Source organism: Mycobacterium sp. 852014-52450_SCH5900713, assembly GCF_001667075.1.
GTDB lineage: Bacteria > Actinomycetota > Actinomycetes > Mycobacteriales > Mycobacteriaceae > Mycobacterium.
In genome coordinates this window covers 98,208-122,441 of the sequence record NZ_LZIL01000043.1, presented here as the reverse complement: position 1 = coordinate 122,441, position 24,234 = coordinate 98,208, and the positions used below count along the sequence as shown (strand labels likewise).

At 68.1% G+C, this 24,234-nt stretch carries 20 protein-coding genes; 9 read left to right on the top strand and 11 right to left on the bottom strand.

What is annotated here, in order from left to right; all coding sequences use genetic code 11:
• Window positions 1–75: 75 nt before the first annotated feature.
• Together A5773_RS12600 and A5773_RS12595 are read left to right on the top strand one after the other, a co-directional pair.
• Window positions 76–2,007, top strand: coding sequence for an NAD(P)/FAD-dependent oxidoreductase (locus A5773_RS12600; RefSeq protein WP_066953676.1), 1,932 nt, complete (start codon window positions 76–78; stop codon window positions 2,005–2,007).
• The gene (locus tag A5773_RS12595; RefSeq protein ID WP_066953677.1) at window positions 2,004–2,891 is read left to right on the top strand and encodes an SDR family NAD(P)-dependent oxidoreductase; all 888 of its coding nucleotides are present in this window, start codon (window positions 2,004–2,006) and stop codon (window positions 2,889–2,891) included. The genes A5773_RS12600 and A5773_RS12595 overlap by 4 nt, the downstream gene beginning before the upstream one ends.
• A 26-nt stretch (window positions 2,892–2,917) precedes the next feature.
• Here A5773_RS12595 and A5773_RS12590 read toward each other — a convergent pair whose 3' ends face one another.
• The 6 genes from A5773_RS12590 to A5773_RS12565 form a co-directional block, all read right to left on the bottom strand.
• On the bottom strand, window positions 2,918–3,544 hold the full coding sequence (locus A5773_RS12590) for a Dabb family protein (protein ID WP_066953678.1): 627 nt from the start codon (window positions 3,542–3,544) through the stop codon (window positions 2,918–2,920).
• Window positions 3,537–3,884 (bottom strand): hypothetical protein, encoded by a 348-nt coding sequence (locus tag A5773_RS12585; RefSeq protein WP_066953684.1) that lies wholly within the window; start codon window positions 3,882–3,884, stop codon window positions 3,537–3,539. Before A5773_RS12585 ends, A5773_RS12590 begins: the two co-directional genes overlap by 8 nt.
• Window positions 3,885–3,894: 10 nt before the next feature.
• Window positions 3,895–4,704 (bottom strand): IclR family transcriptional regulator, encoded by an 810-nt coding sequence (locus A5773_RS12580; protein ID WP_156659559.1) that lies wholly within the window; start codon window positions 4,702–4,704, stop codon window positions 3,895–3,897.
• 144 nt (window positions 4,705–4,848) lie between these two features.
• On the bottom strand, window positions 4,849–6,315 hold the full coding sequence (locus A5773_RS12575) for an FAD-dependent oxidoreductase (RefSeq protein WP_067261858.1): 1,467 nt from the start codon (window positions 6,313–6,315) through the stop codon (window positions 4,849–4,851).
• Window positions 6,312–7,232: a biphenyl-2,3-diol 1,2-dioxygenase gene (gene bphC / locus A5773_RS12570; protein ID WP_066953692.1), complete on the bottom strand. Its 921-nt coding sequence runs from the start codon at window positions 7,230–7,232 to the stop codon at window positions 6,312–6,314. The genes A5773_RS12575 and bphC overlap by 4 nt, the downstream gene beginning before the upstream one ends.
• Window positions 7,233–7,241: 9 nt before the next feature.
• Window positions 7,242–8,426 carry an acyl-CoA dehydrogenase family protein gene (locus A5773_RS12565; RefSeq protein WP_066953695.1) on the bottom strand — a complete coding sequence of 395 codons (1,185 nt, stop codon included), beginning with the start codon at window positions 8,424–8,426 and terminating at the stop codon, window positions 7,242–7,244.
• Between the two features lie 193 nt (window positions 8,427–8,619).
• On the opposite strand from A5773_RS12565, the gene A5773_RS12560 reads away from it, so the two are divergent.
• The 3 genes from A5773_RS12560 (at window position 8,620) to A5773_RS12550 (ending at window position 11,805) form a co-directional block, all read left to right on the top strand.
• Window positions 8,620–10,314 (top strand): flavin-containing monooxygenase, encoded by a 1,695-nt coding sequence (locus A5773_RS12560; RefSeq protein ID WP_369817358.1) that lies wholly within the window; start codon window positions 8,620–8,622, stop codon window positions 10,312–10,314.
• Window positions 10,311–11,111: a mycofactocin-coupled SDR family oxidoreductase gene (locus A5773_RS12555; RefSeq protein ID WP_066953702.1), complete on the top strand. Its 801-nt coding sequence runs from the start codon at window positions 10,311–10,313 to the stop codon at window positions 11,109–11,111. Before A5773_RS12560 ends, A5773_RS12555 begins: the two co-directional genes overlap by 4 nt.
• 97 nt (window positions 11,112–11,208) lie before the next feature.
• On the top strand, window positions 11,209–11,805 hold the full coding sequence (locus A5773_RS12550; protein WP_066953947.1) for a PaaI family thioesterase: 597 nt from the start codon (window positions 11,209–11,211) through the stop codon (window positions 11,803–11,805).
• A gap of 5 nt (window positions 11,806–11,810) precedes the next feature.
• Here A5773_RS12550 and A5773_RS12545 read toward each other — a convergent pair whose 3' ends face one another.
• A complete protein-coding gene (locus tag A5773_RS12545; protein WP_232001844.1) occupies window positions 11,811–16,268 on the bottom strand; it encodes a cation-translocating P-type ATPase in 4,458 nt (1,485 codons plus the stop codon).
• Between the two features lie 375 nt (window positions 16,269–16,643).
• Between A5773_RS12545 and A5773_RS12540 the strand changes: the two genes are divergently transcribed.
• A complete protein-coding gene (locus A5773_RS12540; protein ID WP_067791132.1) occupies window positions 16,644–17,120 on the top strand; it encodes a nuclear transport factor 2 family protein in 477 nt (158 codons plus the stop codon).
• 52 nt (window positions 17,121–17,172) lie between these two features.
• Here A5773_RS12540 and A5773_RS12535 read toward each other — a convergent pair whose 3' ends face one another.
• From A5773_RS12535 to A5773_RS12525, 3 genes are all read right to left on the bottom strand, one after another.
• A complete protein-coding gene (locus A5773_RS12535; protein ID WP_197507876.1) occupies window positions 17,173–18,033 on the bottom strand; it encodes an alpha/beta fold hydrolase in 861 nt (286 codons plus the stop codon).
• 27 nt (window positions 18,034–18,060) lie between these two features.
• The gene (locus A5773_RS12530) at window positions 18,061–19,452 is read right to left on the bottom strand and encodes a wax ester/triacylglycerol synthase family O-acyltransferase (protein ID WP_067791131.1); all 1,392 of its coding nucleotides are present in this window, start codon (window positions 19,450–19,452) and stop codon (window positions 18,061–18,063) included.
• A gap of 199 nt (window positions 19,453–19,651) precedes the next feature.
• Window positions 19,652–20,101 carry a nuclear transport factor 2 family protein gene (locus tag A5773_RS12525; RefSeq protein ID WP_066953713.1) on the bottom strand — a complete coding sequence of 150 codons (450 nt, stop codon included), beginning with the start codon at window positions 20,099–20,101 and terminating at the stop codon, window positions 19,652–19,654.
• A 76-nt stretch (window positions 20,102–20,177) separates the two neighbouring features.
• On the opposite strand from A5773_RS12525, the gene A5773_RS12520 reads away from it, so the two are divergent.
• Window positions 20,178–21,020, top strand: a complete 843-nt coding sequence (locus tag A5773_RS12520; protein WP_066953716.1) for a transglutaminase family protein — start codon at window positions 20,178–20,180, stop codon at window positions 21,018–21,020.
• Between the two features lie 13 nt (window positions 21,021–21,033).
• Here the strand turns inward: A5773_RS12520 and A5773_RS12515 are convergent, their stop codons facing one another.
• Window positions 21,034–21,216: a hypothetical protein gene (locus tag A5773_RS12515; RefSeq protein ID WP_066953717.1), complete on the bottom strand. Its 183-nt coding sequence runs from the start codon at window positions 21,214–21,216 to the stop codon at window positions 21,034–21,036.
• Between the two features lie 184 nt (window positions 21,217–21,400).
• Here A5773_RS12515 and A5773_RS12510 point away from each other — a divergent pair, with 184 nt between their 5' ends.
• Both A5773_RS12510 and A5773_RS12505 read left to right on the top strand, forming a co-directional pair.
• Entirely contained in the window at window positions 21,401–21,826 is a 426-nt protein-coding gene (locus tag A5773_RS12510; protein ID WP_067791130.1) for a PPOX class F420-dependent oxidoreductase, read from the top strand.
• A gap of 48 nt (window positions 21,827–21,874) precedes the next feature.
• On the top strand, window positions 21,875–24,109 hold the full coding sequence (locus A5773_RS12505; protein ID WP_082948209.1) for a molybdopterin-dependent oxidoreductase: 2,235 nt from the start codon (window positions 21,875–21,877) through the stop codon (window positions 24,107–24,109).
• Window positions 24,110–24,234 lie beyond the last annotated feature (125 nt).

Here is a 24,234-nt window from a genome sequence, read left to right as displayed (position 1 = left end):
ACGGCTTGTCGCCGGTGTCCCGCTGAGTAGACAAGGGCCGCCCGGTAGCGGTGGGCGGCGGCGATACTCGGCGTCATGAGCACTGGCGCAACCGCGAGGGCCGACCGCACCGGGCGGGTGGGCGATGATCGCGACGAACTGCGGGCCAACCTGGCCCGGGCCGACCCCGGCGTGCTCGTCGCGGTGCTGGCGCAACTCACCGGTGACGCCGGGGTGGTCGACCGCTTCGCGCCGAAGATCACCCACGTGCCCGACCCGCCGGAGCAGGCGGGCGCTACCGATCCGGTGACGAGGGCGGCCATCGTCGAGGCCGTGGTCAGCGCGCTGCAGATACCCCGGTCTCGTCACGCCGCCCGTGCCGACGACCCCGACCTGTTCGCGCGCATCGCGCCGGTCGCACTCGGCGGGACGATCGACCCCGAGTACATCCCGCTGCTGTTGGAGCAGGGCGGATTCCAGCCGCCGCAGCCGGTGTTGCCACGCACCGCGAAGCTCCCCGACGACTTCCGGGTGGCGATCATCGGCGCCGGTATCGCGGGATTGACCGCCGCATTGGAGTTGGCCGACGCCGGCGTGGACTACCAGATCTTCGACCGTCACGACGAGGTAGGCGGGACCTGGTACACCACAACCTATCCCGGAATCGGTGTGGACACCCCTTCGGCGTATTACTCGTTGTCGCGCGACATCAACGGCGACTGGTCGAGTTATTACCCGATGGGGGCGGAGTATCAGTCCTATCTCGTGTCGGTGGCCGACAAATACGAACTGCGGCAACGCACCCGCTTCGGTACCGAAGTCGAAGCCCTCCGCTGGGACGACGAGCGCCGTCAGTGGCAGATCCGTGCGCTGGGCCCCGGCGGCGCCCGTGAGATCAGTTACGCCAATGTGGTGATCCCGGCCGCCGGCTACCTGAACCGGCCCCGCTGGCCGCAACTGGATGGACGGGGGACTTTCTCGGGAGTCGAAGTCCATTCGGCGCGGTGGGACCCTGGTCTGGATCTGACCGGCAAGCGGGTCGCCATCATCGGTGCGGGGTGCACAGCGGTGCAGATCGTCGACGCGTGCGTCGACCAGGTGTCGCACCTGACGGTGTTCCAGCGCCAGCCGCACTGGGTGGCGCCGCGGCGGCGGCTCACCGATGACGTGCCCGACTATCAGCGATGGCTGGGTACCCGATTACCGTTCTACGCCAATTGGATTCGGCTCAAATCCTATTGGGGAACCGCCGACAACAACTACCCGGTGATCTTGTACGACGCCGAATGGGCGCGTGGCCATCTGTCCATTTCGCCGGCCAACGACGCGCTGCTGCAGATGTGCCTGAAGTACATCGACGACGTCTTCGGCGCCGGCAGCGAACTGGCGCGGAAGGTCACGCCGGACTTCGCGCCGTACGGCAAGCGGATCATCCGCGATCCCGGCGGATACTATGCGGCGCTGGCCCGCGAGCACGTCGACGTCGAACCGAGCGAGCCGGCCCGAGTCAACGAGGCGGGCATCGTGACGTCCGACGGCCGGCAGATCGACCTGGACGTCATCGTCTACGCGACCGGTTACCATCTGGATTTCCTGTCGACCATGGACATTCAAGGGCGAGACGGCAAGAAGCTGGCCGACGAGTGGGGCAACCGACCGCGGGCGTACCGCGGTGGGACCGTCCCCGGGTTCCCGAACTTGTTCATCTCGTCGGCGCCCAATTACAGCCCGGGACACGGCGCGGGCCACAATTTCGGCGTCGAGGTGATGGTGCACTACGTCATGGAATGCCTGCAGCTCATGGCGCTGCGAGCGGCGTCGACGATCGAAGTCACGCAGCGCGCATACGACGACTACGTCGCCGACATCGACGCGACCATGCAGGGCACGGTGTGGTGCCACACCCCGTCCGCGCACACGTACTACCGTTCGGGCGGCGGACGGATCGTGACGGCCTTCCCATACAGGCTGCTCGACGTATGGCGTGATCACCGTGCACCGGTCGAGGGCGATTTCGAGTTGCGATGAGCGAGTTGCTCTCCGGGAGGACGGCTTTGGTCACCGGCAGCAGCCGCGGGATCGGCCGGGCGATCGCCCGGCGCTTGGCTGCGGAAGGCGCCACCGTGGCAGTCACGGCCCGCTCGCACGCCGCGTCGGCGTCCGTCCGCGGCGGGGCGGCCAGCACGCTTCCCGGCACCGTCGGCGAGACGGTCGGGTTGATCGAGGCCGCCGGCGGGCAGGCATTCGCCGTCGCGGCGGATCTCGAGGATGCCGCGCAGCGCGACGGGCTGATCGACGCGGTGCTCGATCGCACCGGCCGCATCGACATCCTGGTCAACAACGCGGGTTTCGCGGACTACTCCCTGGTCCAGGACATGAGCCTGGATACGTTCGACCGCACGGTGGAACACTACCTGCGCACGCCGTTCGTCTTGACGAAAGCGGCTGTGGCGCAGATGCGCAAGCAGGGAGCGGGCTGGATCGTCAACATCGGCTCGGTGACCGGGGTCGCACCGGTACGGCCGTATCGCGACTACAACAAGACCGCGGGCGACGTGATCTACGCGTCCTGCAAGGCCGCGCTGCATCGCTTCACCCAGGGCGTCGCCGCCGAATTACTCGATGCCAACATCGCGGTGAACTGCGTAGGCCCGTCGACGGCCGTTCGCACTCCCGGTGCGGCCCAGCTCATTCCGAATGGCTTCCCGACCGAGCCGGTGGAATACCTCGCCGAGACTGTGCTGGCGATGTGTCACCTGCCCGCCGCTGAGCGCACCGGGCTCGTCGCGTTCAGCCTGCACTTTCCGTGGTCGCAGCACCTACCGGTGCACAGCCTGGATGGAACCGCGGTACTGCCGCCGCTGCCGCCACCTCCGACGGCCAACCCTAATATCCGGGACGCGGGGCTTTAGCTCGCCGCGTCCACGACGCCCGCCCGTCAGCCGAGAACCGGGTCGTGGCAGGCGCAGAAGCTGTGGCAGACGCGGTCGTGGATGATGACGTCGGGACACTCCGGGTCGAACCAGCGGTCCACGACGGCCCAGTGGATCGGATGCATCAAATAGGGTCCCAGCAGTCCGTCGACGTCGGAGAACTCTTGCTCGAACACATGGGTCCAGGCGGAGGTGCCGACGCCCTCGGAGACCCGGCTCAGTTGCCATGCGCGGATGGACGAGACATAGCGCGCCATCGATGACAGTTCGTGCTCGAAACGTGCGACTGTGTCCGGCGCGGCCTGGGGTGCAACGCGAAGCAACAGCGTCCGGTACACCGTGCCCCTCGGCTCGCCGGATCCGACGGGCCGACCCGAGTAGTTCGCGCCGTTGACGCGGGTAACCGCCGAGTCGGACATCAAGGCATCGAAGATCGGTGCCGCACAGTCCCATTGGGCAGGTGTGCCGAACCGCAGGTGGACCAGGACGTCACCGCCGTTGCGCGCGCCCGGCAGCGTCGGCGCCACCACCCACCGCACAGCGCCGCTGTCGGCCGCGGCGGCACGCATCTCGTCGAGCAGTCGGTCGCGGTCGTCCTCGACGATGTCGAGCAACCTTGTGACGCTATACATCGCAGAGATCGTCGACATCATCGGCGCTCGCCGCGAAGGAGCGCGACCGCTCCTGCACGAACTCGCCGATCCGCGACCACCATTGGCCGAGGGCCGGGTCCGGCCTGCCCTTCCACGTCATCTCCCACCACGCCCGCACGTCGGGCAGCGTCCAGGTGATCGTCACGGTGTTGGTGTCGTCATCGAACCAGATCGGCGGGCTGACCAGAACATCGCGCAACGTCATCCCGCGCTCCCGCGCGCCAGGGGCGTACTCGGCGAGGTAGGCGTCGACGAACCGCCGGGCGCAGCCGGGCCGGGTAACCACCCGGTCGATCACGAAGACGTGGCCGTCCGACATGTGCACGCGTTCACGCGTACTGAAGGGCGGGACGCGACGGCGGACCTGCGGGACGCAGCGGGCGCAGCGGCTGCAGGGTTGGAGCGACGCGCTGCGGGCCGTCCTCGACGTTGCGCCAGATGCCCATCGCGGTCATCCGCACCGGGGCCGTCAACCGCTGGTCGAACGTCATGCGGTTCATCGGACCGCACACCGACACCGCGGCTACCGCCTCGCCCGGCGCCCCGATCGGCGCCGCGACGCAACCGAATCCGAGCAGCGACTCCTCGCGCTCGAAGGCGACGCCATGCGCGCGCACCTTTGCCAGTTCAACGGCCAACTGGGCGCCGCTGGAGATCGAGTATCTCGTCTTCCGAACCCGCAGATCGATGTCGGCATCCTCATCGCGATAGGCGAGGATCGCCTTGCCGACCGCGGTGCAGTGGGCGGGTTGGCGACCGCCCACCCGGGTGGGAATTCTCTGGTCGCCGATCTTGTCCAGGTACACAACGTCCGGGCCCTCAAGCACGGCCAGGTGCACGACAAGGCCCGTGGCGCGGTGCAATTCACCCAGCAACGGGCCGGCCGCCCGCACCAGCCGGTCCTGATGCACGGCGAGCGATCCTAGTTCGACGAGGCGCATCCCCAACTCGTAATCGCGGCCGCTGCGGCGCAGCCAGCGCAGCTGCACCAGGCGTTCGAGCATCCGATGCGCCGACGAGCGCGGCAGGCCGGTACGCCTGACGATCTGCGCCAAGGTGAGCCGCCCCGGACCCTCGAAGGCGTCGAGAACCAGCGATATGCGGTCGATGACGGCCGTGGGGGTGGCGGGTTCAGCGATACCTGACATCGATTCTCCAAATGTGCCTGACCGATATATTCCTATTAGGAATATATTCCTAGCACACTGGTGTGGCGGTTGTCACGCATAACGGACCCGGGCTTGGCGGCTCTGTGGTTGCGGCGATGAAGGATGCGGCCGGGCTCAGCCCTTGGTCGCGGACCGGCCCGCGCGCCGGCCGTAGAAGCTGCCGTCACCGAGCGAGACACCGCTGGCGTAACCCCACGCGGCCAGGCCGGCGGTGCAGCGGCCGGCGGCGAAGAGGCCGGGGATGGTTTCTCCGCTGACGTGGAGCACCTCGGCGTCGAGCGTGGTGGCCAGGCCGCCCAGGGTGAAACCGCCGGTGTTCTCCCGTAAGTCGATGGCGCCGATCGGGGAACCGATGGGCTTCAACCACTCCGGCTTCTTGTGCAGCAGCGGGTCCTCGCCGCGGGCGGCGGCCTCGTTGTAGGCGGCGACGGTCGCCTGCAGGGATCCCGGCGCCAGGCCCATGTCGCGTTCCAGGTCGGCGACGCTATCGGCCACCCAGGTCGCCGGGCGCAGCATGAATTTCGGGGACCACGACGCCATCGCCTCTTGTTGGGCGTCGTCGTCGATGATCAGGTAAGCGATGTTGTCCTGCTGGTAGAGGGTGAGCTGGCCGATGCGGCCCGGGTAGGTGTCCTCGGCGACGTAGCGCTGGCCGCGGCTGTTGACCAGGATGCCGCGCACCAGTTGCTGGGGGTCGATGAAGATGGCGACCTCGGTGGCGTCCATGTGCGCCAAATCGGCGCCCAGCGCCTGCGCCATCCGGATCGCCTGGCCGTCGTGCTGCTCGATCGAGGCGGCCGGGCGGCCGGCGATCCGCGGGGCATAGCGTGCCACCATCGCGTCGTTGTAGGCGAAGCTGCCCATGGCCAGGACCACCCCGCGCCGCGCCCGGACCGAAATTTCGCTGCCGTACCGGCGCCCGCGAATCCCGACCACCCGGCCGTCGGCTTCGACGACGAGGCGTTGCACCCGCACGTCGTAGATCGCACGCGCGCCGGCGGCGGTGGCGGTTTCGACGAGTGGCTTCATCAGCATGTAGCCCGCGCTGGCTTCGCCCTGTTTCTTGTTGGACATCTGCGGGACGTGTCCGCGCGGGGCGGGGGAGGCGATCGTGTTGAACGGGTAGGCGTTTTCGCCGCCGCTGTACATCAGGCCCTGGTCGCCCATCGGTTCCCAGCCGGGCTCGGAGAAGAACTCGGCCTTGAACGGCACGCCGCAGCCGACCAGCCAGTCGTAGTGGGCCACGCTGCCGGCGCAATAGTCGGCGATCCGGTTCTCATCGGCGCCGGGCCCCATCGCCACGTTGAGGAACGCGGCCATGTTGTCGACGGAATCGTCGAAACCGCAGGCCTTTTGCAAGGGCGTACCGCCCCCGAGGTAGATGAACCCGCCGGCCATTGCCGCCGCCCCGCCCCACGACCCGGTGCGTTCCAACACCAGCACGTCGGCGCCGGCGCGCGCCGCCTCTACCGCCGCGGCGGCACCGGCCACCCCGTAGCCCGCGATGACCACGTCGGCCTCGTCATCCCACGCCGTGATCGACGCGGCCGGGACCGGCGTGACATCGGTATCCGGCGTCATAACCGCATGGCCGCGGGCATTTCGCCGATCCACTGATGACCCCAGTAGCTGTCGGCGGTGATTTCCTCTGCGGTGTAATATCTTTCGTCGACACGCATGCCGTCGGTGCCGAACTCGATGTCCCAGTCGCCGGGGGCACGCACGTAGAACGAGATCATCTTGTCGTTGGTGTGTCGGCCCAGCGTGGAGGACAACTGGAAGCCCTCGGCGTTCACCCGGTCCAGCGCCTGCCCGACGGCGTCCAGGCTGTCGACCTCCACCATGATGTGCACCAGGCGCGGGTCGCGCTGATGTGCGGCCGGCACGATCGCCAGGCTGTGGTGTCGTTCGTTGATGCCCAGGAAGCGAACCCGCACGGGCCCAAACTCTTTCGGCAGCGGCACACGGAACGCGCCGCGGGCGCGGAAACCGAGCACCTCGGTGTAGAAGTCGAACAGCCCGTTCGGGTCCATCGCCGGCACCACGACGTGGCCCATGCCCTGGTCGCCGGTGACGAATTTCGCGCCGAACGGGGTGACGACGGGGCTGTGGTCGAGCACCGCACCATGGAACACCTCGAGGGTGGTGCCGGCGGGGTCCTCGAAGGTAATGACCTCTTCCACGCGGCGGGCCTCGGCCTCGTCGGTGGACAGCTGCTTGAACGGGGTCCCGGCGGCGTCCAGGGTCGCCTTGACCCGTTGCAGCCCCGGGCGGTCACGCACCTCCCAGCCGATCGTCAGCACCCGGTCGGTCTCACCGGGCACCACGATGAGCCTGGCGGCGCGCTCGTCCATCCGCAGGTACAGCGCCTCGGGGTCGGGGCCTCTAAAACTAGGGGAGCCCTCGGCGAAACCCAGTACCCCGAAGGCGAATTGCCGCCAGCGGTCGATGTCGTTCGTTGAAATCGTGATGTAGCCCAGGCTTTTCAGATCGGTCAACGTGCTCTCCTAGATCAAAGCCCGCAGGGGGCCCTCGGGCGGATCGATACCCAACGAACTCAGCGCCGACGCGTGATAGGTGGTGCCCGGCATGTGGATGGCGTGCAGCTGGCCGACGTGCATGTCGCGCCAATACCGTTGCAGCGGCTTGTCCATCCGGGCCGCGTTGCCGCCCGAGCGGGCGAAGATCTCGTCGACCGCGGCCACCGCGCGCCACACCGCGCGGATCTGGGTGCGCCGACCGGCCGCGCGGTCGGCGAACGACACCTCCTTGCCCGCGGCGACCATGTCGTAGATGCGGTCGGCGTTGGCCAGGAGTTCCTGGCGGGCGGCGTTGATGTCCGCGGCCGCCTCGCCGATGGCGAACATGACGTAGGGGTCGTCCTTGATCGCGGTTCCGGTGGCGCCGACGCGCTCGCGCTGGTAATCCAGGTGCGCGGCCAGGGCCCCTTCGGCGATGCCGATCGTGGCCGCCGAGATGCCCAGCGGGAACATCGTCGACCACGGCATCAGATAGAGCGGTTCGGTCATGCCGGCCTCGCGCTGGGCGGTGCCGTCCATCACCTTCGTCGCGTCCATCGTCCGGTAGGACGGGACGAACGCATCCTTGACGATGACGTCCTTGGAGCCGGTTCCGCGCAGCCCCACCACGTTCCACGAGTCCTCGACGATCTCGTAGTCCCTGCGCGGCAGGATCATGTGCAGCATCTGCGGCGGCATGATGGGAATGCCCTTGTCGTCGCCCAGCATCGCGCCCAGGATGATCCAGTCACAGTGGTCGGTGCCCGAGCTGAACTGCCAGCGGCCGTTGAAGATGTAGCCACCGTCGACGGGCTTGGCCACCCCCTGCGGTGCGTACGGCGAGGCCATCCACGTGTCGACGTCGTCGGCCCAGATTTCGGCCGCGACCTTCGGGTCGGCGTACGCCAACTGATAGGGGTGCACACCGACAACGCCGACGATCCAGCCGGCCGCCGGGTCCAGCGCCGCGGTCGCCATCGTCGTCTCGGCGAACTCGCGGGGGTGGACCTCGAACCCTTGGTACTGCTTGGTCTGCAGTAGCCGGATCAGGCCGGCGCCCTTCATCAGCTTGACCGTGTCGTCGGTGAGTCGGCCGATCCGCTCGGCCTCGGGGGCCTGGTCGCGCAACTGATCCGCCATCGCCACGACCCGGTCGAGTACCCGTTCGCTCATGTTGGTGTCCTTACGTCTGGAGGCTTAGTAATGGTCTACCGCAGTTCGTGCCGCAGCCGAAGCCGTTCCCGATGAGCGGAAGCAAAAGCGCTCAGAATTCAACTGACGATGCGCCGCTCACCGGCCGGGTCTGCACATGGGAACCGGGCCGTCCAGCCGGCTCCAGGTTGCCGTGCGCGCCGACGAGCGGCCGATGGCCGGGACAACGTCACCGCAGTGTCCGGTCACCGGGATCCGGCCCCGGCGGTCGAGGTGGCAGGACATACCGTCGGCGCCTGTGAATAGCGCGGAGCTGGTCGACGTTGTCGTGGTCGGCGCCGGGTTCGCCGGCCTCTACGCCCTGCACAAGCTCCGCAGTCAGGGATTGTCCGTGCGGGTCCTGGAGGCGGCGCCAGAGCTGGGAGGCACCTGGTACTACAACCGATACCCGGGGGCGCGCTGTGACGTCGAAAGCGTCGATTACTGCTATTCGTTCTCCGATGAACTGCAGCAAGAGTGGAACTGGACCGAGAAGTACGCCACCCAGGCGGAGATTCTCGCCTACCTGAACTGGGTGGCCGACAATCTCGACCTGCGCCGCGACATCACATTCCGCGCCCGCGTCGTGTCCGCGGCGCTCGACGAAACTACGCTGCGCTGGCTGGTCACCACCGACGGCGATGACGTGCTGTCCGCCCGGTTCTGCCTGATGGCGACCGGTCCGCTGTCAGCCGCGTTGACCCCGAACTTCCACGGCCTCGATTCGTTCGCGGGCGAGATCTATCACACCGCCGCGTGGCCACAGCATCCCGTCGATTTCACCGGAAAGCGGGTCGCCGTTATCGGCACCGGTTCGTCTGGCATTCAATCGATTCCGATCATCGCCGAACACGCCAAGCATCTCTTTGTCTTCCAGCGCACGCCCAACTACAGTGTCCCGGCCGGCAACAAGCCGTTGAGCGAACGGGAACTCGATGACATCAAGGCGAACTACGCAGAACGGCGGCGGCTCTCGTGGCGCAGCAGCGGCGGGTCACCACACATCACGGCGCCGAAGCCGACGATGGAATTCACGCCGGAGGAACGTCGGGTGGCGTTCGACAAGCGTTGGCAGCTGGGCGGTGTGCTGTTCTCGAAGACGTTCCCCGACCAGATGACCGACTTGACCGCCAACGACGAGGCCCGAAAGTTCTACGAGGAGAAGGTGCGCGCGGTCATCGACGACCCCGCGCTGGCGGACTTGCTTATCCCCAACGATCACCCGATCGGCACGAAACGGATCTGCACCGACAGCAACTACTTCAGCACCTTCAACCGGCCGAACGTGTCACTCATCAGTGTCCGCGACACACCGATCGAATGCGTGGACACCGCTGGGATCAGAACCGTCGACGCGCACTACGACGTCGACATGATCGTGCTGGCAACGGGTTTCGACGCTCTCACCGGTGCGCTGGCCAAGATCGACATCATCGGACGCGGCGGTCGTCGGTTGCGGGACGACTGGGCACAGGGGCCGCGCACCTACCTGGGGCTGAGCGTCGACGGATTTCCCAACCTGTTCCTGATCTCCGGTCCCGGGGCGCCCGCCGTGCTGGCGAACATGGTGCTGCACGCCGAGGCGCAGGTGAATTGGATCGCCGCAACCATTGTCTACCTCGATGGCCACGGGTTGGCCGCGATCGAGGCGACCCGCGATGCCGTCGACGGCTGGGGGGCCGAATGCGCCCGCCTCGCCGAGGCCACGCTGTTCACCAAGGCGGAGTCCTGGTACATGGGCGCCAACGTGCCCGGAAAGCCAAAGGGATTCATGTTGTTCGTCGGTGGCTTCGCAACATATAACGACATCTGCGACGAGGTGGCTAAGGCCGGTTACCCGGGCTTCGATCTGGTTAAGATGCCGCGATGAAGAGACTGCTTGGCAAGGTAGTGCTGGTCACCGGCGCGGCCAGGGGCACGGGACGGGTGCATTGTCAACGCTTCGCCGACGAGGGCGCAGATGTGATCGCGCTCGATGCCACCGCGGCGAGCGACGAGTTGCTTGACACCGCAAGGGATGTCGAAAACCGCGGGCGACGCTGCGTGACGGGTGTTGCCGACGTGAGTCATTTGGAGGCTGTAACGGGCGCCGTAGCCAACGGCGTCGCGGGACTGGGACGCCTCGACATCGTCGTCGCGAATGCCGGAATTCACCTTGCCGGTGGCCGGACATGGGAACTCGACCCCCGGGACTGGCAGCGCACGCTCGACATCAACCTGACCGGCGTATGGCACACGGTCAAGGCCGGTGTACCGCACATGGGCGAAGGCGGCGCCATCGTGATCATCAGTTCGACCAATGGTCTTCGCGGGACGCCCAATACCGCGCATTACACGGCGAGCAAACACGCGGTGGTGGGTTTGGCGCGCACCCTGGCGAACGAGCTCGGGCCGTCGAGCATCCGGGTCAACACTGTTCATCCCGGGCCGGTCGCGACTCCGATGGTGCTCAACGACAAGATGTTTCGGCGCTTACGCCCGGATCTCGAAAACCCGACCGCCGCGGACGCCGCGGAAGTGCTGCGGGCGCGCAACCTGCTGCCGGTGCCGTGGGTAGAGCCCGTCGACATCGCCAATGTGGCGGTGTTCCTGGCCTCCGAGGAGGCCCGCTACATCACGGGCACGCAGCTCGTCGTGGACGCCGGCCTCTCGCAGAAGGCGACATGAGCGGCGGACCGGATGAGCGGTCTCCATGCTCGTGGGGGTGGCGCGATCATCCGTGCTCGCCAAAACCGCACGCTTCGCGCAGCAAGGGCTGGCAGGGATGAAGGGCAACGATGACAGCGGCGCACCGGCGTATGAAGCGCTCACCCAGTCCGTTCGCCGGCTGATCGACGCGACCATCCGCACCGAGGCCGACACCGGTACCGTTGCGGCCGCGAAGACGCACATCGATTGCGCGATAGAGCAATTGAGCGAAAGCCTGATGCCGGGATCGTTCGGTGTTCGCCATCCGTTCGACGGCCAACCCGTGGCTTCCGGCAACGTCGTGATCGGCGTACGCAACCCGATCGCACCTCCGCTGGTGATTCACCGCGACGCCGGTGGCGCCGTGTGGACCGAGATCACCCTCGGCGCCGCCTACGAAGGACCTCCGGGACATGTCCATGGCGGAGTGTGCGCGTTGGTCCTCGACCACGTCCTGGGCGCGACCGCGCACGAACCCGGCCGACCGGCCTACACCGGCACGCTCACGCTGCGCTATGTGCGGGGGACCCCGTTGGGTCTGGTGCGGGCAGAAGCGTGGGTCGAGCGCGTCGAGGGCGTGAAGACCTTCGCGAAGGGGCAGATCACCGATAGCCAAGGGCTCACGGTCGGCGCGGAAGGTGTGTTCATCAAGCCGCGCGGTGCCCACGACTGATGGACTCACGGGCTATCGGTGACGGCCTCCGCCGAAATCCGATGCTGGTGTCGGTCCACCAACTTCAGTGCACGGGCGGCCTTGGCGGGAGCCGCGAGGACCGCGGTATGCGGCGCCCGGGATGCGTTGTGCCGCGGTGCTGGTGGGGCGGACTGGGCGGGCTCGGCGAGTTCCGGGTCATCGGTCAGTGGTGACTCCTCGTCCCCGCGACCCGGCCGCAACCGATTCGTGGCGGCGACGGCGAGCACGGCGGCCGCCGCGGTGCCCAGCCCCTGCGCCCAGCCCACCGGACCGACCGGTGTGCAGCCCAGCAGTTGGCTGATCCCCGGGGTGCTGATCATCGCGGTGAATGCGGCGAACGAGCCGGCTGCGGTGAGGAGCACCAGGGGCGCGTGCGAGTCGACCACGGTCTGACCAAGCTCGACGGCGACCAACGAGATCAGCGCGACGGTGGAGGCGCGCTGGGGCAGGCCGGTGACCGACGCCATCACCCAGGCCGTCGTGGCGGCGGTGGCGGTGAGCGTCCCCCGCGCGACAACGGTTCGCCGAAGCGCGCGTTCGTCGATGCCGCGGCCGACTCGTTGCACCGGCCCGGCGGGCGTGCTGACGGCGACCGCGGTCGCGGGCAACGCGTCGGTGAGCATGTTGATCAGCAGCAGCTGCCTGGTGTTCAGCGGCGAAGTGCCGGTGAGGGCCGTCCCGAGGACCGAGAAAATCACCTCGCCGGCGTTGCCGCCTAGCAGGCCGGCCACGGCCGCCTGGACGCCGCGCCACAGTCGGCGTCCCTCGTCGATGGCGGCCACCAGCGTCTCGATGCGCCCGTCGGTCAGGACGAGGTCGGCGGTCGTGTGGGCGGAGTCGCTGCCGCGGGCGACCACACCGACGCCGACGCTTGCGGCCCGGATCGCCGCGGCGTCGTTGGCGCCGTCGCCGACCATGGCGCACACCCGCCCGGCGCGCTCGAGCGTCTGGACGACCTGCACCTTGTTCTCCGGTGACATCCTGGCGAAGATCACCCGCTCGGAGACCGCGCGCTGCTGATCGTGGCGCGACAGCGCGTTCCATTCGGACCCCGTGATCGCCTGGTCGGCGCTCACCGCGACCCCCAGTTCGCGGGCGATGGCCGTGGCGGTGACGGGGTGGTCGCCGGTGATCAGCCGGATTGCCACGCCCCGCTTGGCCAGGTCCGCCAGCAACCGTGGCGCCTGGGGGCGAGGCGTGTCCGACAGGCCCAGGAATCCGGTGAGCGTCAATCCCGTCTCGCACAATCCGGTGATGCTGTCGGGGTCCTTCCGCAACGATCGCGCCTGCGCCGCGGTCAGGCGGCGTTGGGCCACCGCAATCGTTCGCAGCCCGGCCGTCGTCAGGGCCGTCACCGCGTCCTCCGCCTCCGGGCCCGCTTGCCGGCACGCCGCCAAGACCACTTCCGGTGCGCCCTTGATGGTCAACTGCGTGCCCGTCACCGAGGCCGAGAACGCCCTGCCGGACCGGAACGGCAGGTGCGCGTCGGGCTCGGGTCGTGAACCGGACCCCGCCACCGCCTCCGCCGCCTTGATGATGGCTTCGTCGGTGGCATGGACGTGGGGATTGCCATCGTCCGCCGGCGCGGCCTGGGCGGCGCACCGCAGGATGTCATCGTGGGAATGGCCCGCCACCGGGTGCACCTCGGCGACGCGAAGACGGTTCTCGCTCAGCGTTCCGGTCTTGTCGAAGCAGACCACCTCGACGCGACCGAGCGCCTCGGCCGCGCGCGGGACCCGCACCAGCGCCCCGCATTCGCCCAGCCGCTGGGCCGACGCGGATTGGGCGAGGGTGGCCATCAGTGGCATGCCCTCGGGGACGGCCGCCACGGCGACCGCGATGGCGCTGCCGAGGGCTTGGCGCAGACCGCCGGCGCGCAGCAGGCCGAGCGCGCCGACCAGGACGCCGCCGCCCGCGCTGAACGGGAACGCGCGGCTCATCAGGTGGCTGAGTTGATGGTGCAGGCCGACCGTCGGCAGTTCACCGGACGCCAGTTCGGCCGCGCGGCGGCTCTGGGTGTCGGCCCCGACGGCGGTGACCAGCGCGACCGCGGTGCCGGCCACCACGGTGGTTCCGGCGTAGATCATGCAGCGGCGCTCGGCCAGTTCGGCCCCGGGCGTGGGCTCGACCTGCTTCTGGACTGACAGGGATTCACCGGTCAGCGACGATTCGTCGACCTCGAGGTCGTGTGCCTCGATGACCCGTGCGTCGGCGGGCACCACCTCGTCGCTGCGTACCTCGATCACGTCGCCTGGCCGCAGCTGTTCGACGACGACTTCGCGGTAGCCGCGTGGGGCGTCGGGCCCCTGGGTGAGGACGCGGGCCGGCGGGGTCTGCTGAGCGAGCAGGCGGTTCAGCCGGTTCTCGGCGCGAAGCTGTTGGGCCGTCGAGAGCAGCGCGTTCCCGGTCAGCACGGTGCCGACCAGCACCGCGTCGGTCGGTGACCCCAGCACCGCGGTGGCCGCCGAACACAATCCGAGGATTGGCGTCAACGGGTCGCCGGTCAACTCGGCGACGGCGGCCCTGGCGAACTCCCACGCGGCGGCGGGCAACCCCGCGCCGTCTTGTGCGGAATCCGTTGCGGCCGAGGGTTCTCCGGGGTCGCGCAGCGCCGCCAGCACTTCGCGGGCCCGCTCGGCCGACATCGCGTGCCACTCGAACGCCGGCGCCGGCCTGGGTACGGGCGTGCGAATCGTGCCGAGCGCCAACAGGTATCCCGACAGCAGCCCCGCGACCGCGCCGACGGTCACCGGGCCGGGCCCGCGCAACCGGCGCACCCCGGGCACCATGAACAACGCGCCCAGCGCCGATGCGCCCACCGAGATCGCGATGCCCTGCTGGCTCGCCCTCCTGGCCGCCGGTAGCGCGTGCAGCACCCGCCACGCTCCGGCCAGGTCGTCGAGCATCAGGTCGGCAGTCCAGGGCGGAGCAGCATCCGCGTCCGGCCTGATCCCCAGCGCCACGTCGGCGCCCGAAAGGGCTTGCGCACCAGAACAGGACAGCACCGCGACGGTGTGGCCGTCGCGTTGCAGTGCGGACACCGCATCGGCGAGCGCGCCGTCGATGTCGCCGTCGCCGACAGGGTGGACGTCGTCGAACGCGGGACGCAGGTCACCGAGCAAGTCGGTGTCAACGGACACCAGGCGCGCGCCGGAGTCGCGCGCGCGGGTGATCAACGCCGACGCGAGAGGGTGTGGGGCCGGGGCGATGAGCGCCTCGACCGCGCCGCCGCCATCGTCGTCGTTGGGAGATGCGGGAATCCCGTGCCAGCCCGGGGCCGGGGCGTCGTCGAGCAGATCCTGCGCGCGGGTCCAGGCGGTCAGTAAGTCGTCGTCGCGGGCGCCGCGGACGCGAACCACCCGCATCGAAGCGTCACACAGCACGCGCGGATCGACCAGCAGAGCGTCGACCTTGTCGAGCCTGCGCAGGCTTTCCGGCCGCAGCGGAAGCACCGCGTGGTGGTCCGCCAAACCTCGCCCGAGTGTGGCCGCGAACGCCTCATGGGTGGTGCGCATCGCCTTCGGCGAGGCCGCGAGCGCGGCGTTCGACGCCATCGTGACGTTGCGCGTGAGGGCCCCGGTCAGACCGACGCCGATCATCTGCACCCACGCCACGCGCTGCCCATGACGGTCGATCGGACCGGCCGGTGGGGGAACCGGGCGCAGGGAGCGGTGCACTTCCGGCTCGTCGGCATGCCGGGCCAACTCCGGCTCATAACGGGCCCATGCCCGCGCCGCGGCCCGGCACTCGGCGGCCTTGAACGCCTGCATCGCCAAGTCGACCGAGAGCTTCGCCGGTGACAGCGTGACCACATGCGCGGCCGTGCCGAACACCGACAACGCGGTGTCCGTCGCGCCGGGGCCGATCCCGCCCTCGAGCACACGACGCAGCCACGGTTGGTAATTCGCGATCGCGGACGCCGCCTCGACGGCTATGGGGGCCGCCGGCAACCGCAACGCGCGGCCCGCAACGGCGACCGCGAACCCGGCGGCGTTGACGGCCACCATCGCGCTGCGATGGGCCAACAACAGCCCGTCGCCGGGCAAGCTTTCGGCACGCGTGGAATGGCTTACGCCGCCGGCATTTTCGGCGGAATCGAGCGCGGAGCAGAGTGCGTCGAGCGACGCCCCGGCGTCGATGTCGACAACCACCCTCGACAGCGGACGGTTCAGCCTGACCTGCGTGACGCCGGGTTGCGCCCGCAGCGCATCAACCGCAGCGCGGCCACGTGCCGCACCGCCCGTGCCGTCGAGGCCGCGCACCTCGATCCACACGCGACCGTCGCCGCGCCCGCACCGCCGCGTCAGCGTGGAGTGGGAGATCTCACCCGAGAGCACCCTCGCGCCCACCCGGACCGGCAGCGCGACAACGTCGAGGCCGGCGGTCGCCAGCCTGCCGACCGCTTCGCCAAGTCCCGCGGCGGCGCCGAGCCCTGTCGACATCACCCGCAGCGGCGAAAGCTGTCGCACGCGCAACCCCTTTCCCGCACATGACGAATGGTGGCTTCGCGGTTTTCCGCGACGAGGCCGCCGACCGACGCTGGCCGCGACTGCAAACCCGACCAACCTAACCCGAGGTCAAGGACCCAGCAACTTGAGATTGCCGCGCGTAAACAACATGTAAAAAGTGATCGCGCCTGTTAGGAGGCCTCGATCAAAATGTTCGGGTTGGCCGATTTATGGATTGAGCAAACCAAAATGGGCCGTTGTGGTTACGCGGGATCGAGACCGGTCGGCCCTTGAAGCGCATGCCGTCCGTCCTAACGTGTTGGGATCGATAGTGGTCCGCTGCCGCGATCCCGACGATGAGGAGCAATTATGAGCGACATCGACGAGTTGGCGACTCGGCTGCGCCGGCTCGAGGACGAACGCGATATCGCGCGGCTGATCGCCTCCTATGGCCCGGCGGTCGACGCGGGGGATCCCGATGCGGCCGCGCGGTTGTGGGCACACGACGGAATCTACGACGTCGACGGCTGGCGCATGGAGGGCCGGGCGGAGGTGCACGCCATGGTGAGCTCGTCGGCCCATCAGAACCTGGTGGCGAAGGGATGCGGGCATTTCCTTGGGCCCTGCGTCGTCACGGTCACCGGCGAATCGGCGGTGGCGGTGTGCGGGTCCTTGGTCCTGGTCCGCGACGGCGATGGATATCGCGTATGGCGTTGCGCCGCAAACCACTTCACACTGCGACGGATCGACGGCCAGTGGCGGATCGAGGTCCGTACCACCCGTGTCCTGGACGGCAATCCCGACGCGCACGACCTGTTGAGCAGAGGCCTGGCCGGGTCGGTTTAGCCTCGATGGCGGCGACCCGCTTCGCCCGGCTGCGCCGCGCTCGCGATCGCCGCTAGCGGGACAGGAACGCCAGCACCGTGCTCTCGAACGCCTCGCGGGCTTCGATCATCGCCCAGTGGCCGGAGTTGGGGAAGATGTGCAGCTCCGCGTTGGGGATGGTGCGCATCGGGATGAGCGCCATGTCCGGCGGGCTCACCCGATCGTCGCGTCCCCAGGTCAGCAGGGTGGGCGCGGTCAACTTGTGCATGACGGCCCACGGCAGCGGGCGGTCGGAGGCGGCCATCGCGGCGTTCATGGCACTGAAGGCCGCTTTCCCGTACATGCGGCGCGCGGCGGCCAGCGTGTCCGGGTCGGTGGCCAGCTCCCAGCGTTCCTCGATCAGTTCCTCGGTGATCAGCGCCTGGTCGTAGACCATCGACTTGAGCCAGTCGACCAGCCGCTGCCGGGTGGGGTCCTCGACGAACTCCTGCAGCAGCCGGATGCCCTCGCTGGGGCTCGGGCTGAAAATGTTGGTCCCGATGCCGCCGATGGTGACCAACCGGTGGACGCGGTCCGGGTTTCCGGTGGCGAAGTTGATGCCGACGCCGCCGCCCATCGAGTTTCCGACGACGTGCACCCGCTCGACGCCGAGCGCGTCCAGGAAGGGCGCCACGGTGCCGAACGCGGTCACCATCGGGTGACCGCCGAAGTCGTCGCTGACGCCGAACCCGGGGAACTCCAGGATCAGGCAACGGAACCGCTCGGCGAACGCGGGCAGTATGCCGCGGAAGTTCCGCCAGCCGGTGACACCCGGTCCCGAGCCGTGCAGGAACAGCAACACCGGAGCTGATTCCGGGCCGCAGTCGTAGTAGCGCAAAGCTCCCTTGGGAGTGCTGATTTCGCTCAGGTCCTGCTGCGTAACGGTGTCTGTCACGGGTGCCACCTTGCCATGCCGTGGCGGTCAGCTCCGCTGGTGGCTCGATTCGCTGCAATTCAGCAGCTCTTTGAGCGCCGCGGGAAACGCGTCGGCGAGGTCCCAGAGATCGGCAACCAGGTCGGGGCAGGAGATGAGGCCGACGCCGAGTCGGCCATTGAGCGACATGACGGTGATGTTGAGTCCGGCACCGGCGATGATCGGGCCGAGCGGATAAATCGCATCGACCCGGCAGCCCATGAAGTACAGCTGTTCCTGCGGCCCGGGCACGTTGGACAGCACCAGGTTGTGCGGCGGCTTCTCGGGCAGCGGGATACGGGGCAGCAGCTTCATCGCGGCGCCGAACATGGTCTGACCGGTCACCTGCGTCCAGTCCTGCAGCAGGCTGGAACCCATTGCGGCGGCGTGGTCCTTGGCCGCGGCGTTGCCCTGCGCGATGCCGCTCAGTCGTTCCGCCGGGTCGTCGATGTGGGTTTCGAGGCGGCAGAGCATCCAGGTGGTCTGGTTGCGGCCCGGCCGGTCGGATTTGCCCCGCACCGAGACCGGCACGCTGGCCACCATCGGGCTGTCCGAAAGTTCGTTGCGGTCCAAGAAGAACTGTCGCAGGGCGCCCGCGCACAGCGCCGTCACCACATCGTTGATGGTGACTCCGAACCTGTTCTTGACCTTCTTGACGTCCTCGAGGTCAAGCGACGTGAACGCGACGTTGCGGCGCCGGGTGAAGGGGCCGTTGAACGCCGTCGGCGGCGCAGCGAACGGGGCGGCCATCGTGGGTCTGCCGCCGCGGGCGCGCAACAGCGTCTGCGCGAGCGTCAGCGCGGTTGCCGGCACCACCTTGGCCAGGCGCCACGGCCGCAACGCGGCGCCGATGAGTCCGGACGCGGCGATCTGTAGGGGATTCGCCCCACCGGAGCGGGCGGCGGGCTCCGGGGCTGGGGCGTCCTGCGCGGTGCTGCACAACTGGGCCAGCAGGTTGGCCCCGCCGATCCCGTCGACCACCGCGTGGTGGGCCTTGAGGACGACCGACAGCGCGCGGCCGTGCAGGCCCTCGATCACCCACATTTCCCACAGCGGGCGATCGCGGTCCAGCGCCAGCCCGGCGATGTGCCCGCAGATCTCCGCTAATTCCCGGGATCCCCCGGGCGCCGGCAGGGCAACCCGGTGGAGATGCCGCGCGAGGTCGAAAAGTTCGTCGTCCACCCAGACCGGGTGGTCGAAGTTCAGCTGGTTGTCGGCCAGCTTGAGGCGGAATTCCGGCACCGCGTCCACTTGCGCCGACAGCGCCCCGCGAAATTGCTCGAAGGTGTAGCCCTCGGGCAACTCAGCGGGGTCCAACTCCAGCACGCAGCAAACATTCAACGGCTGCGTCGGGGATTCCAGGTACAGAAAGAACGCGTCTAATCCACTCAGTCGTTGCATTTTCGCTCGTCTCGATTGTGTGGCCATGACCGCTGGTCACGTGACCTGCGGTCAGCCCCGGGCCCCACCGGGGAACGCAATCACGGTTGACTGCAATCTCAAGGTCTGATCCCTATCTGTAGCCGTTGAACGGTCTGCGGCAAACATTTGAGCGAGAGATTCAACGAAATTGCCACCGACGTTCATCTCGGCGCAGGACTCAGTCGCCGCGCGACCGCCTTGCCATCGTCGACCCGCGCGCCGCCCAGTCGGTCGACACCTTGCGATGCTTGATCAGCCAGGCGTCACCGTCGGGCACCAGGGTGTCGCGATAACGGCCGAAATGGTCGAGGCCGATGTCGGTGAGCACGGTGAAGTAAGACGAGACCTGCGCCTGATCGGCATCCAGTGCGGTGAACACCACGTTGGTGACGTTGTGCCGGACGACGGGCTTCACGCGGGCGCCGGCGGCGACGGTCCCGGTGATGCCGCCGAGGAAGGTGACGATCGCGGATCGACCGCGCAGCGGCTCGAAGCCTCGTATCTCGAGGACACCGTCTGGGCAGAACGTCTCCGCGAGACCCTCGAGGCGGCCCGCGTCACCGGACCAGTTGTATCTCGCCAACGTCTCGCGGATTCGTTCACGGGCGACCAGTTCCCAAGTCTCCACCGTCGTGACTCCTCGCCAGGAGCGCTCTCGCGCTGCGTATCGCCGGGTCTTTGTGTTGGATGACTAGCGTAGGCAGGTGGCGAGCAAGCAGGGGGCAGTCATTACAACAGGCGATCTCAAACGTGTCGTCGGCACCGACATCGAAGTCGAGGTGACGGCGCCGACGACCCTGGAATTCCAGGTCACCGTTGCCCAGCAGCCGGGTGTCGACGTCAGCGAATCGCTGGCGATCACCTTGGACGGTAAGCCAATTGAGCCGCGTGAGATCGTCGGTGAGCACGGCACCCGGATCCATTCCATCGAGGCGGAAGCCGGGATCGTCACGCTTTCGTACTCGGCAACGGTGGCCGGACAAGCTGAGCCCCCGCCCGTGCGCGACATCGACTTGATCACTTATCTGCGCCCGAGCCGGTACGCGGAGGCCGACAAATTCTTCGGCTTCGCCGCCACGGAGTTCCAGCAGTATGCGACCTCGGAGAGGCTGCTCGAGAGGGTCTCGTCGTGGGTGGGCACGCGGCTGAATTACGTTCCCGGCTCCAGTGATCCGATCGACGGCGCCACCGACACGTTGCTGGCGGGCGCCGGTGTGTGCCGTGACTACGCCCACCTGGTGATCGCATTGCTGCGCGCTTTGAACGTCCCCGCCCGGCTGGTGGCGGTCTACGCGCCGGGATGCCAGCCGATGGATTTCCACGCGGTGGCCGAGGCATTCGTCGACGGCGTCTGGCGTGTGGTCGACGCGACGTGCCTGTCGCCGCGGCAGTCGATGGTGCGGATCGCCACCGGTCGTGATGCCGCCGACACGGCGTTCCTGGACAACCACAAAGGCTCCGTCACGCTGAACAACGCGACGGTCACCGCGGTGGTGGACGGGGAGCTACCCAAGGATTCGGTCGATCAACTGGTGAGCCTGTGGTAGCGGCTCTGCGAAGTCACCGCACGATGTGAGGCCGGAAGCCTCGTGGGGCGGCCGGCGTCACGCCGTTCAGATCGAAGACGGCGATCAGGGCGCGCAGCAGGGCGGGGGACCAGTCCTCGAACGGTTGCGCGTCCAGTCGGCTGAGGACTTCATCTCGCAGATAATCGATGCCCGACGGGTGCCGTGGTTCGCTCAACGCGCCAGCTCCCTTCCCGAAGATCTACTGCGTCGAAGCTAGGGCCGGGGCGTCGCGCTTGTACAGCCGACTGGTCGAACTCAAATGTGTTTCAAAAGCCGCCCTGCCCACCATCAACCCGCCATCCGTCCATGCTTATTCCGGACACGGGAATGAATCCCGGCCCCCGGCAGTCACATCAGGCATGAAGCTGAACGACGCCGCCCGCGACCTGATCGGCAAGGGCGCCGATGCCACCCTGGTCACCCTCAACCCCGACGGCAGCCCCCAGGTCAGCCTGGTCTGGGTCGCTCTGCAGTCGACGCCCGACGGAGACGAACTCGTCACCGCGCACCTCGCCGCCCACAAGAAGGTTCGCAATGTCCGTAACGACCCGCGGGTGGCCGTCACCGTCGTGTCGCTCGACGAGCCGAGCACGGGGATGCGGCCGTACCTCTCCATCACCGGCACGGCGCGAATCGTCGAGGGCGGCGCTCCCGAGCTTCTCGAGGAGCTCAACCCGATCCTCGGGGACCCGAACACGAAATTCCCGCCGGACGGCGCGCCGCCCGGATTCCTGACCCGGATTCGCATCGAAAAGGCCGGCGGCATCGGCCCCTGGGCGTCCTGACCCGGATTGCCACTTCCGCGACGGTGAGTAGCGGAATACAGTGAGTGGGTGACGACGTGCCAAGACGGCAGGCATCTGCGCACCTGCCCCCTGTGTGAAGCCATGTGCGGCTTGGAGATTCAGGTCGACGGCGGCAGGGTCACCAGCATCCGGGGAAACCGCGACGACGTGTGGAGCCGCGGACACATCTGCCCCAAGGGCGTCTCACTTGCGGCGCTCCACGACGACCCGGACCGCATCCGCCGGCCCATGATCAAGGTAGACGGCCAGTGGCAGGAGGTCAGCTGGGACGCGGCCTTCCGCCGCTGCACCGAATTGCTGACGCCGGTGATCGAGAAGTATGGAATCGGGGCGGTCACCGCCTACACCGGTAACCCGCTGGCGCACTCGTTTTCACTGGCCCGGTACGCGGGTGTGCTGATGGGCATGTCCGGCATGCCGATCACGTATTCACCGGGGACGGTCGACCAGTGGCCCAAAAACCTGTCGTCGCACCTGATGTACGGCCTTTGGTGGAACTTCCCGGTGCCCGACATCGAACGCACCGACCTGATGGTGATCATGGGCGCCAACCCCGCCGCGTCGCAGGGGTCCTTGCTGGCGGCGCCCGATGTGATGGGTCTGATCGACCGGATCCGCCAGCGCGGCAAGGTGATCGTGATCGACCCGGTGCGCACGCAGACCGCGGCGCGCGCCGACGAGTGGCTTCCCATCGTGCCCGGGACGGACGCCGCGCTGCTGCTGGCCGTGGCGCACACGCTGTTTGACGAGGGCCTGATCGATCCCGGACCACACGTCGACGGGGTTGACACGATGCGCCGGGTCGCCGCGGAGTGGCCGCCGGAACGGGTCAGCGCCGTTACCGGCATCGACGAGGACCGCATCCGGCTCTTGGCCCGCGAGCTCGCCGGCACCGAAAAGTCGGTGGTGTACGGCCGAATCGGTCTGTGCAATCAGGAGTTTGGCAGCCTCGCCAGCTGGCTGGTCGACGTCATCAACATCTTGACCGGCCATTTCGACGTTCCCGGGGGAGCGATGTTCCCCAAGCCGGCGGCCTGGTCGATCACCACGCAACCGCTGCCCGGCCTGGAAGGTGGCCTCCCGGAATTCGGCCGCTGGCGCACCCGCGTGCGCGGGGCGAAGGAAGTGCTCGGCCAGGCGCCGGTGTCCTGCATGGCCGAAGAGATCGCCACCCCGGGCGAGGGACAGCTCAAGGCCCTCATCACGGTCGCCGGCAACCCGGTGTTGTCCACTCCCGGCGGCGACAAGCTCGACGAAGTCCTGCCGATGCTGGAAGCGATGATCTCCGTTGATCTTTGGCTCAACGAGACGACGCGGCACGCCGATGTGATCCTGCCCGGCCTATCCCCGCTCGAACAACCCCACCACGATGACCTGATCCTGCTCTTTGCGATCCACAGCATCGCGAATTACTCGGCGCCGGTGTTCGATCCGGGGGACCGCCCGCACGAATGGGAGATCCTGATCCGGCTGACCGGCCTGTGCACGGGCACGCCGGCCGAAGATGTCGACGTCACGGCGATCGACGACGGCTTCTTCGATTACCTGGCCTTCACCCGCCGCGTCGACGGCGCTCAGATCCGCAAGCTCTACGATCAGGGCGGTCCCGAGCGCATGCTTGACCTCACGCTGCGAACCGGGCCCTTCGGGGATCAGTACGGGAAAAACCCGGGCGGGCTGACGCTGGACCTATTGAAGGCCAACCCGAACGGCATCGACTTCGGCCCGATGGTCCCGCAGCTGCCGGACATCCTCGGCACCCCCGACAAGAAGATCCGGCTCGCCCCGCAATACCTGCTCGACGACCTGCCCAGGCTGGCCGCCCGGATGGAACGACCGGCCGAGCCGCTCGTTCTGGTGAGCCGCCGACACCTGCGCTCGAACAACACCTGGCTGCACAACGTGCCGGCGCTGATGAAGGGAAAGGACCGGTGCACGTTGCTGATTCACCCCGACGACGCGGCCCGCTGCGGCATCGAGGACGGCGATGTCGTCACCGTGAAATCGGACGCCGGGGAAATCAAAGTGCCGGCCGAGGTCACCGACGCGATCAAAACCGGCGTGGTGTCGATGCCGCACGGCTGGGGGCATGGCAAGCCGGGCACCCGCATGGCGGTGGCCAACAGCTCGCCGGGCGCAAACACGAATGTGCTCTCCCTGCCGACGTTTATCGACGAGCCGTCCGGCAACGGCGCGCTCAACGGCATCCCGGTGACGATCATCGACGATCAAGCCCGATTCCGGTCCGCGCAAACAATCTGATCGCGTTGGCCCGCTGCCCCCGGCATACCCCCTCGCTTGGTTAACGCTTAGCGCAGGACTGTGGTTCATCTCACCAGGATGACCCTCCGATGAACCGTTGAGCGGAACCCGTCGTCGGCTTAGGC

Excerpts from the sequence above, each read along its gene's own strand:
- A5773_RS12550 (WP_066953947.1), top strand. The coding sequence starts at position 11,209 with ATGAAGGGCAACGATGACAGCGGCGCACCGGCGTATGAAGCGCTCACC.
- A5773_RS12600 (WP_066953676.1), top strand. The coding sequence starts at position 76 with ATGAGCACTGGCGCAACCGCGAGGGCCGACCGCACCGGGCGGGTGGGC.
- A5773_RS12545 (WP_232001844.1), bottom strand. The coding sequence starts at position 16,268 with ATGTCGACAGGGCTCGGCGCCGCCGCGGGACTTGGCGAAGCGGTCGGC.
- A5773_RS12565 (WP_066953695.1), bottom strand. The coding sequence starts at position 8,426 with ATGAGCGAACGGGTACTCGACCGGGTCGTGGCGATGGCGGATCAGTTG.
- A5773_RS12540 (WP_067791132.1), top strand. The coding sequence starts at position 16,644 with ATGAGCGACATCGACGAGTTGGCGACTCGGCTGCGCCGGCTCGAGGAC.
- A5773_RS12595 (WP_066953677.1), top strand. The coding sequence starts at position 2,004 with ATGAGCGAGTTGCTCTCCGGGAGGACGGCTTTGGTCACCGGCAGCAGC.
- A5773_RS12575 (WP_067261858.1), bottom strand. The coding sequence starts at position 6,315 with ATGACGCCGGATACCGATGTCACGCCGGTCCCGGCCGCGTCGATCACG.
- A5773_RS12560 (WP_369817358.1), top strand. The coding sequence starts at position 8,620 with ATGGCCGGGACAACGTCACCGCAGTGTCCGGTCACCGGGATCCGGCCC.
- A5773_RS12590 (WP_066953678.1), bottom strand. The coding sequence starts at position 3,544 with ATGTATAGCGTCACAAGGTTGCTCGACATCGTCGAGGACGACCGCGAC.
- A5773_RS12585 (WP_066953684.1), bottom strand. The coding sequence starts at position 3,884 with ATGTCGGACGGCCACGTCTTCGTGATCGACCGGGTGGTTACCCGGCCC.
- A5773_RS12510 (WP_067791130.1), top strand. The coding sequence starts at position 21,401 with ATGAAGCTGAACGACGCCGCCCGCGACCTGATCGGCAAGGGCGCCGAT.
- A5773_RS12530 (WP_067791131.1), bottom strand. The coding sequence starts at position 19,452 with ATGCAACGACTGAGTGGATTAGACGCGTTCTTTCTGTACCTGGAATCC.
- A5773_RS12555 (WP_066953702.1), top strand. The coding sequence starts at position 10,311 with ATGAAGAGACTGCTTGGCAAGGTAGTGCTGGTCACCGGCGCGGCCAGG.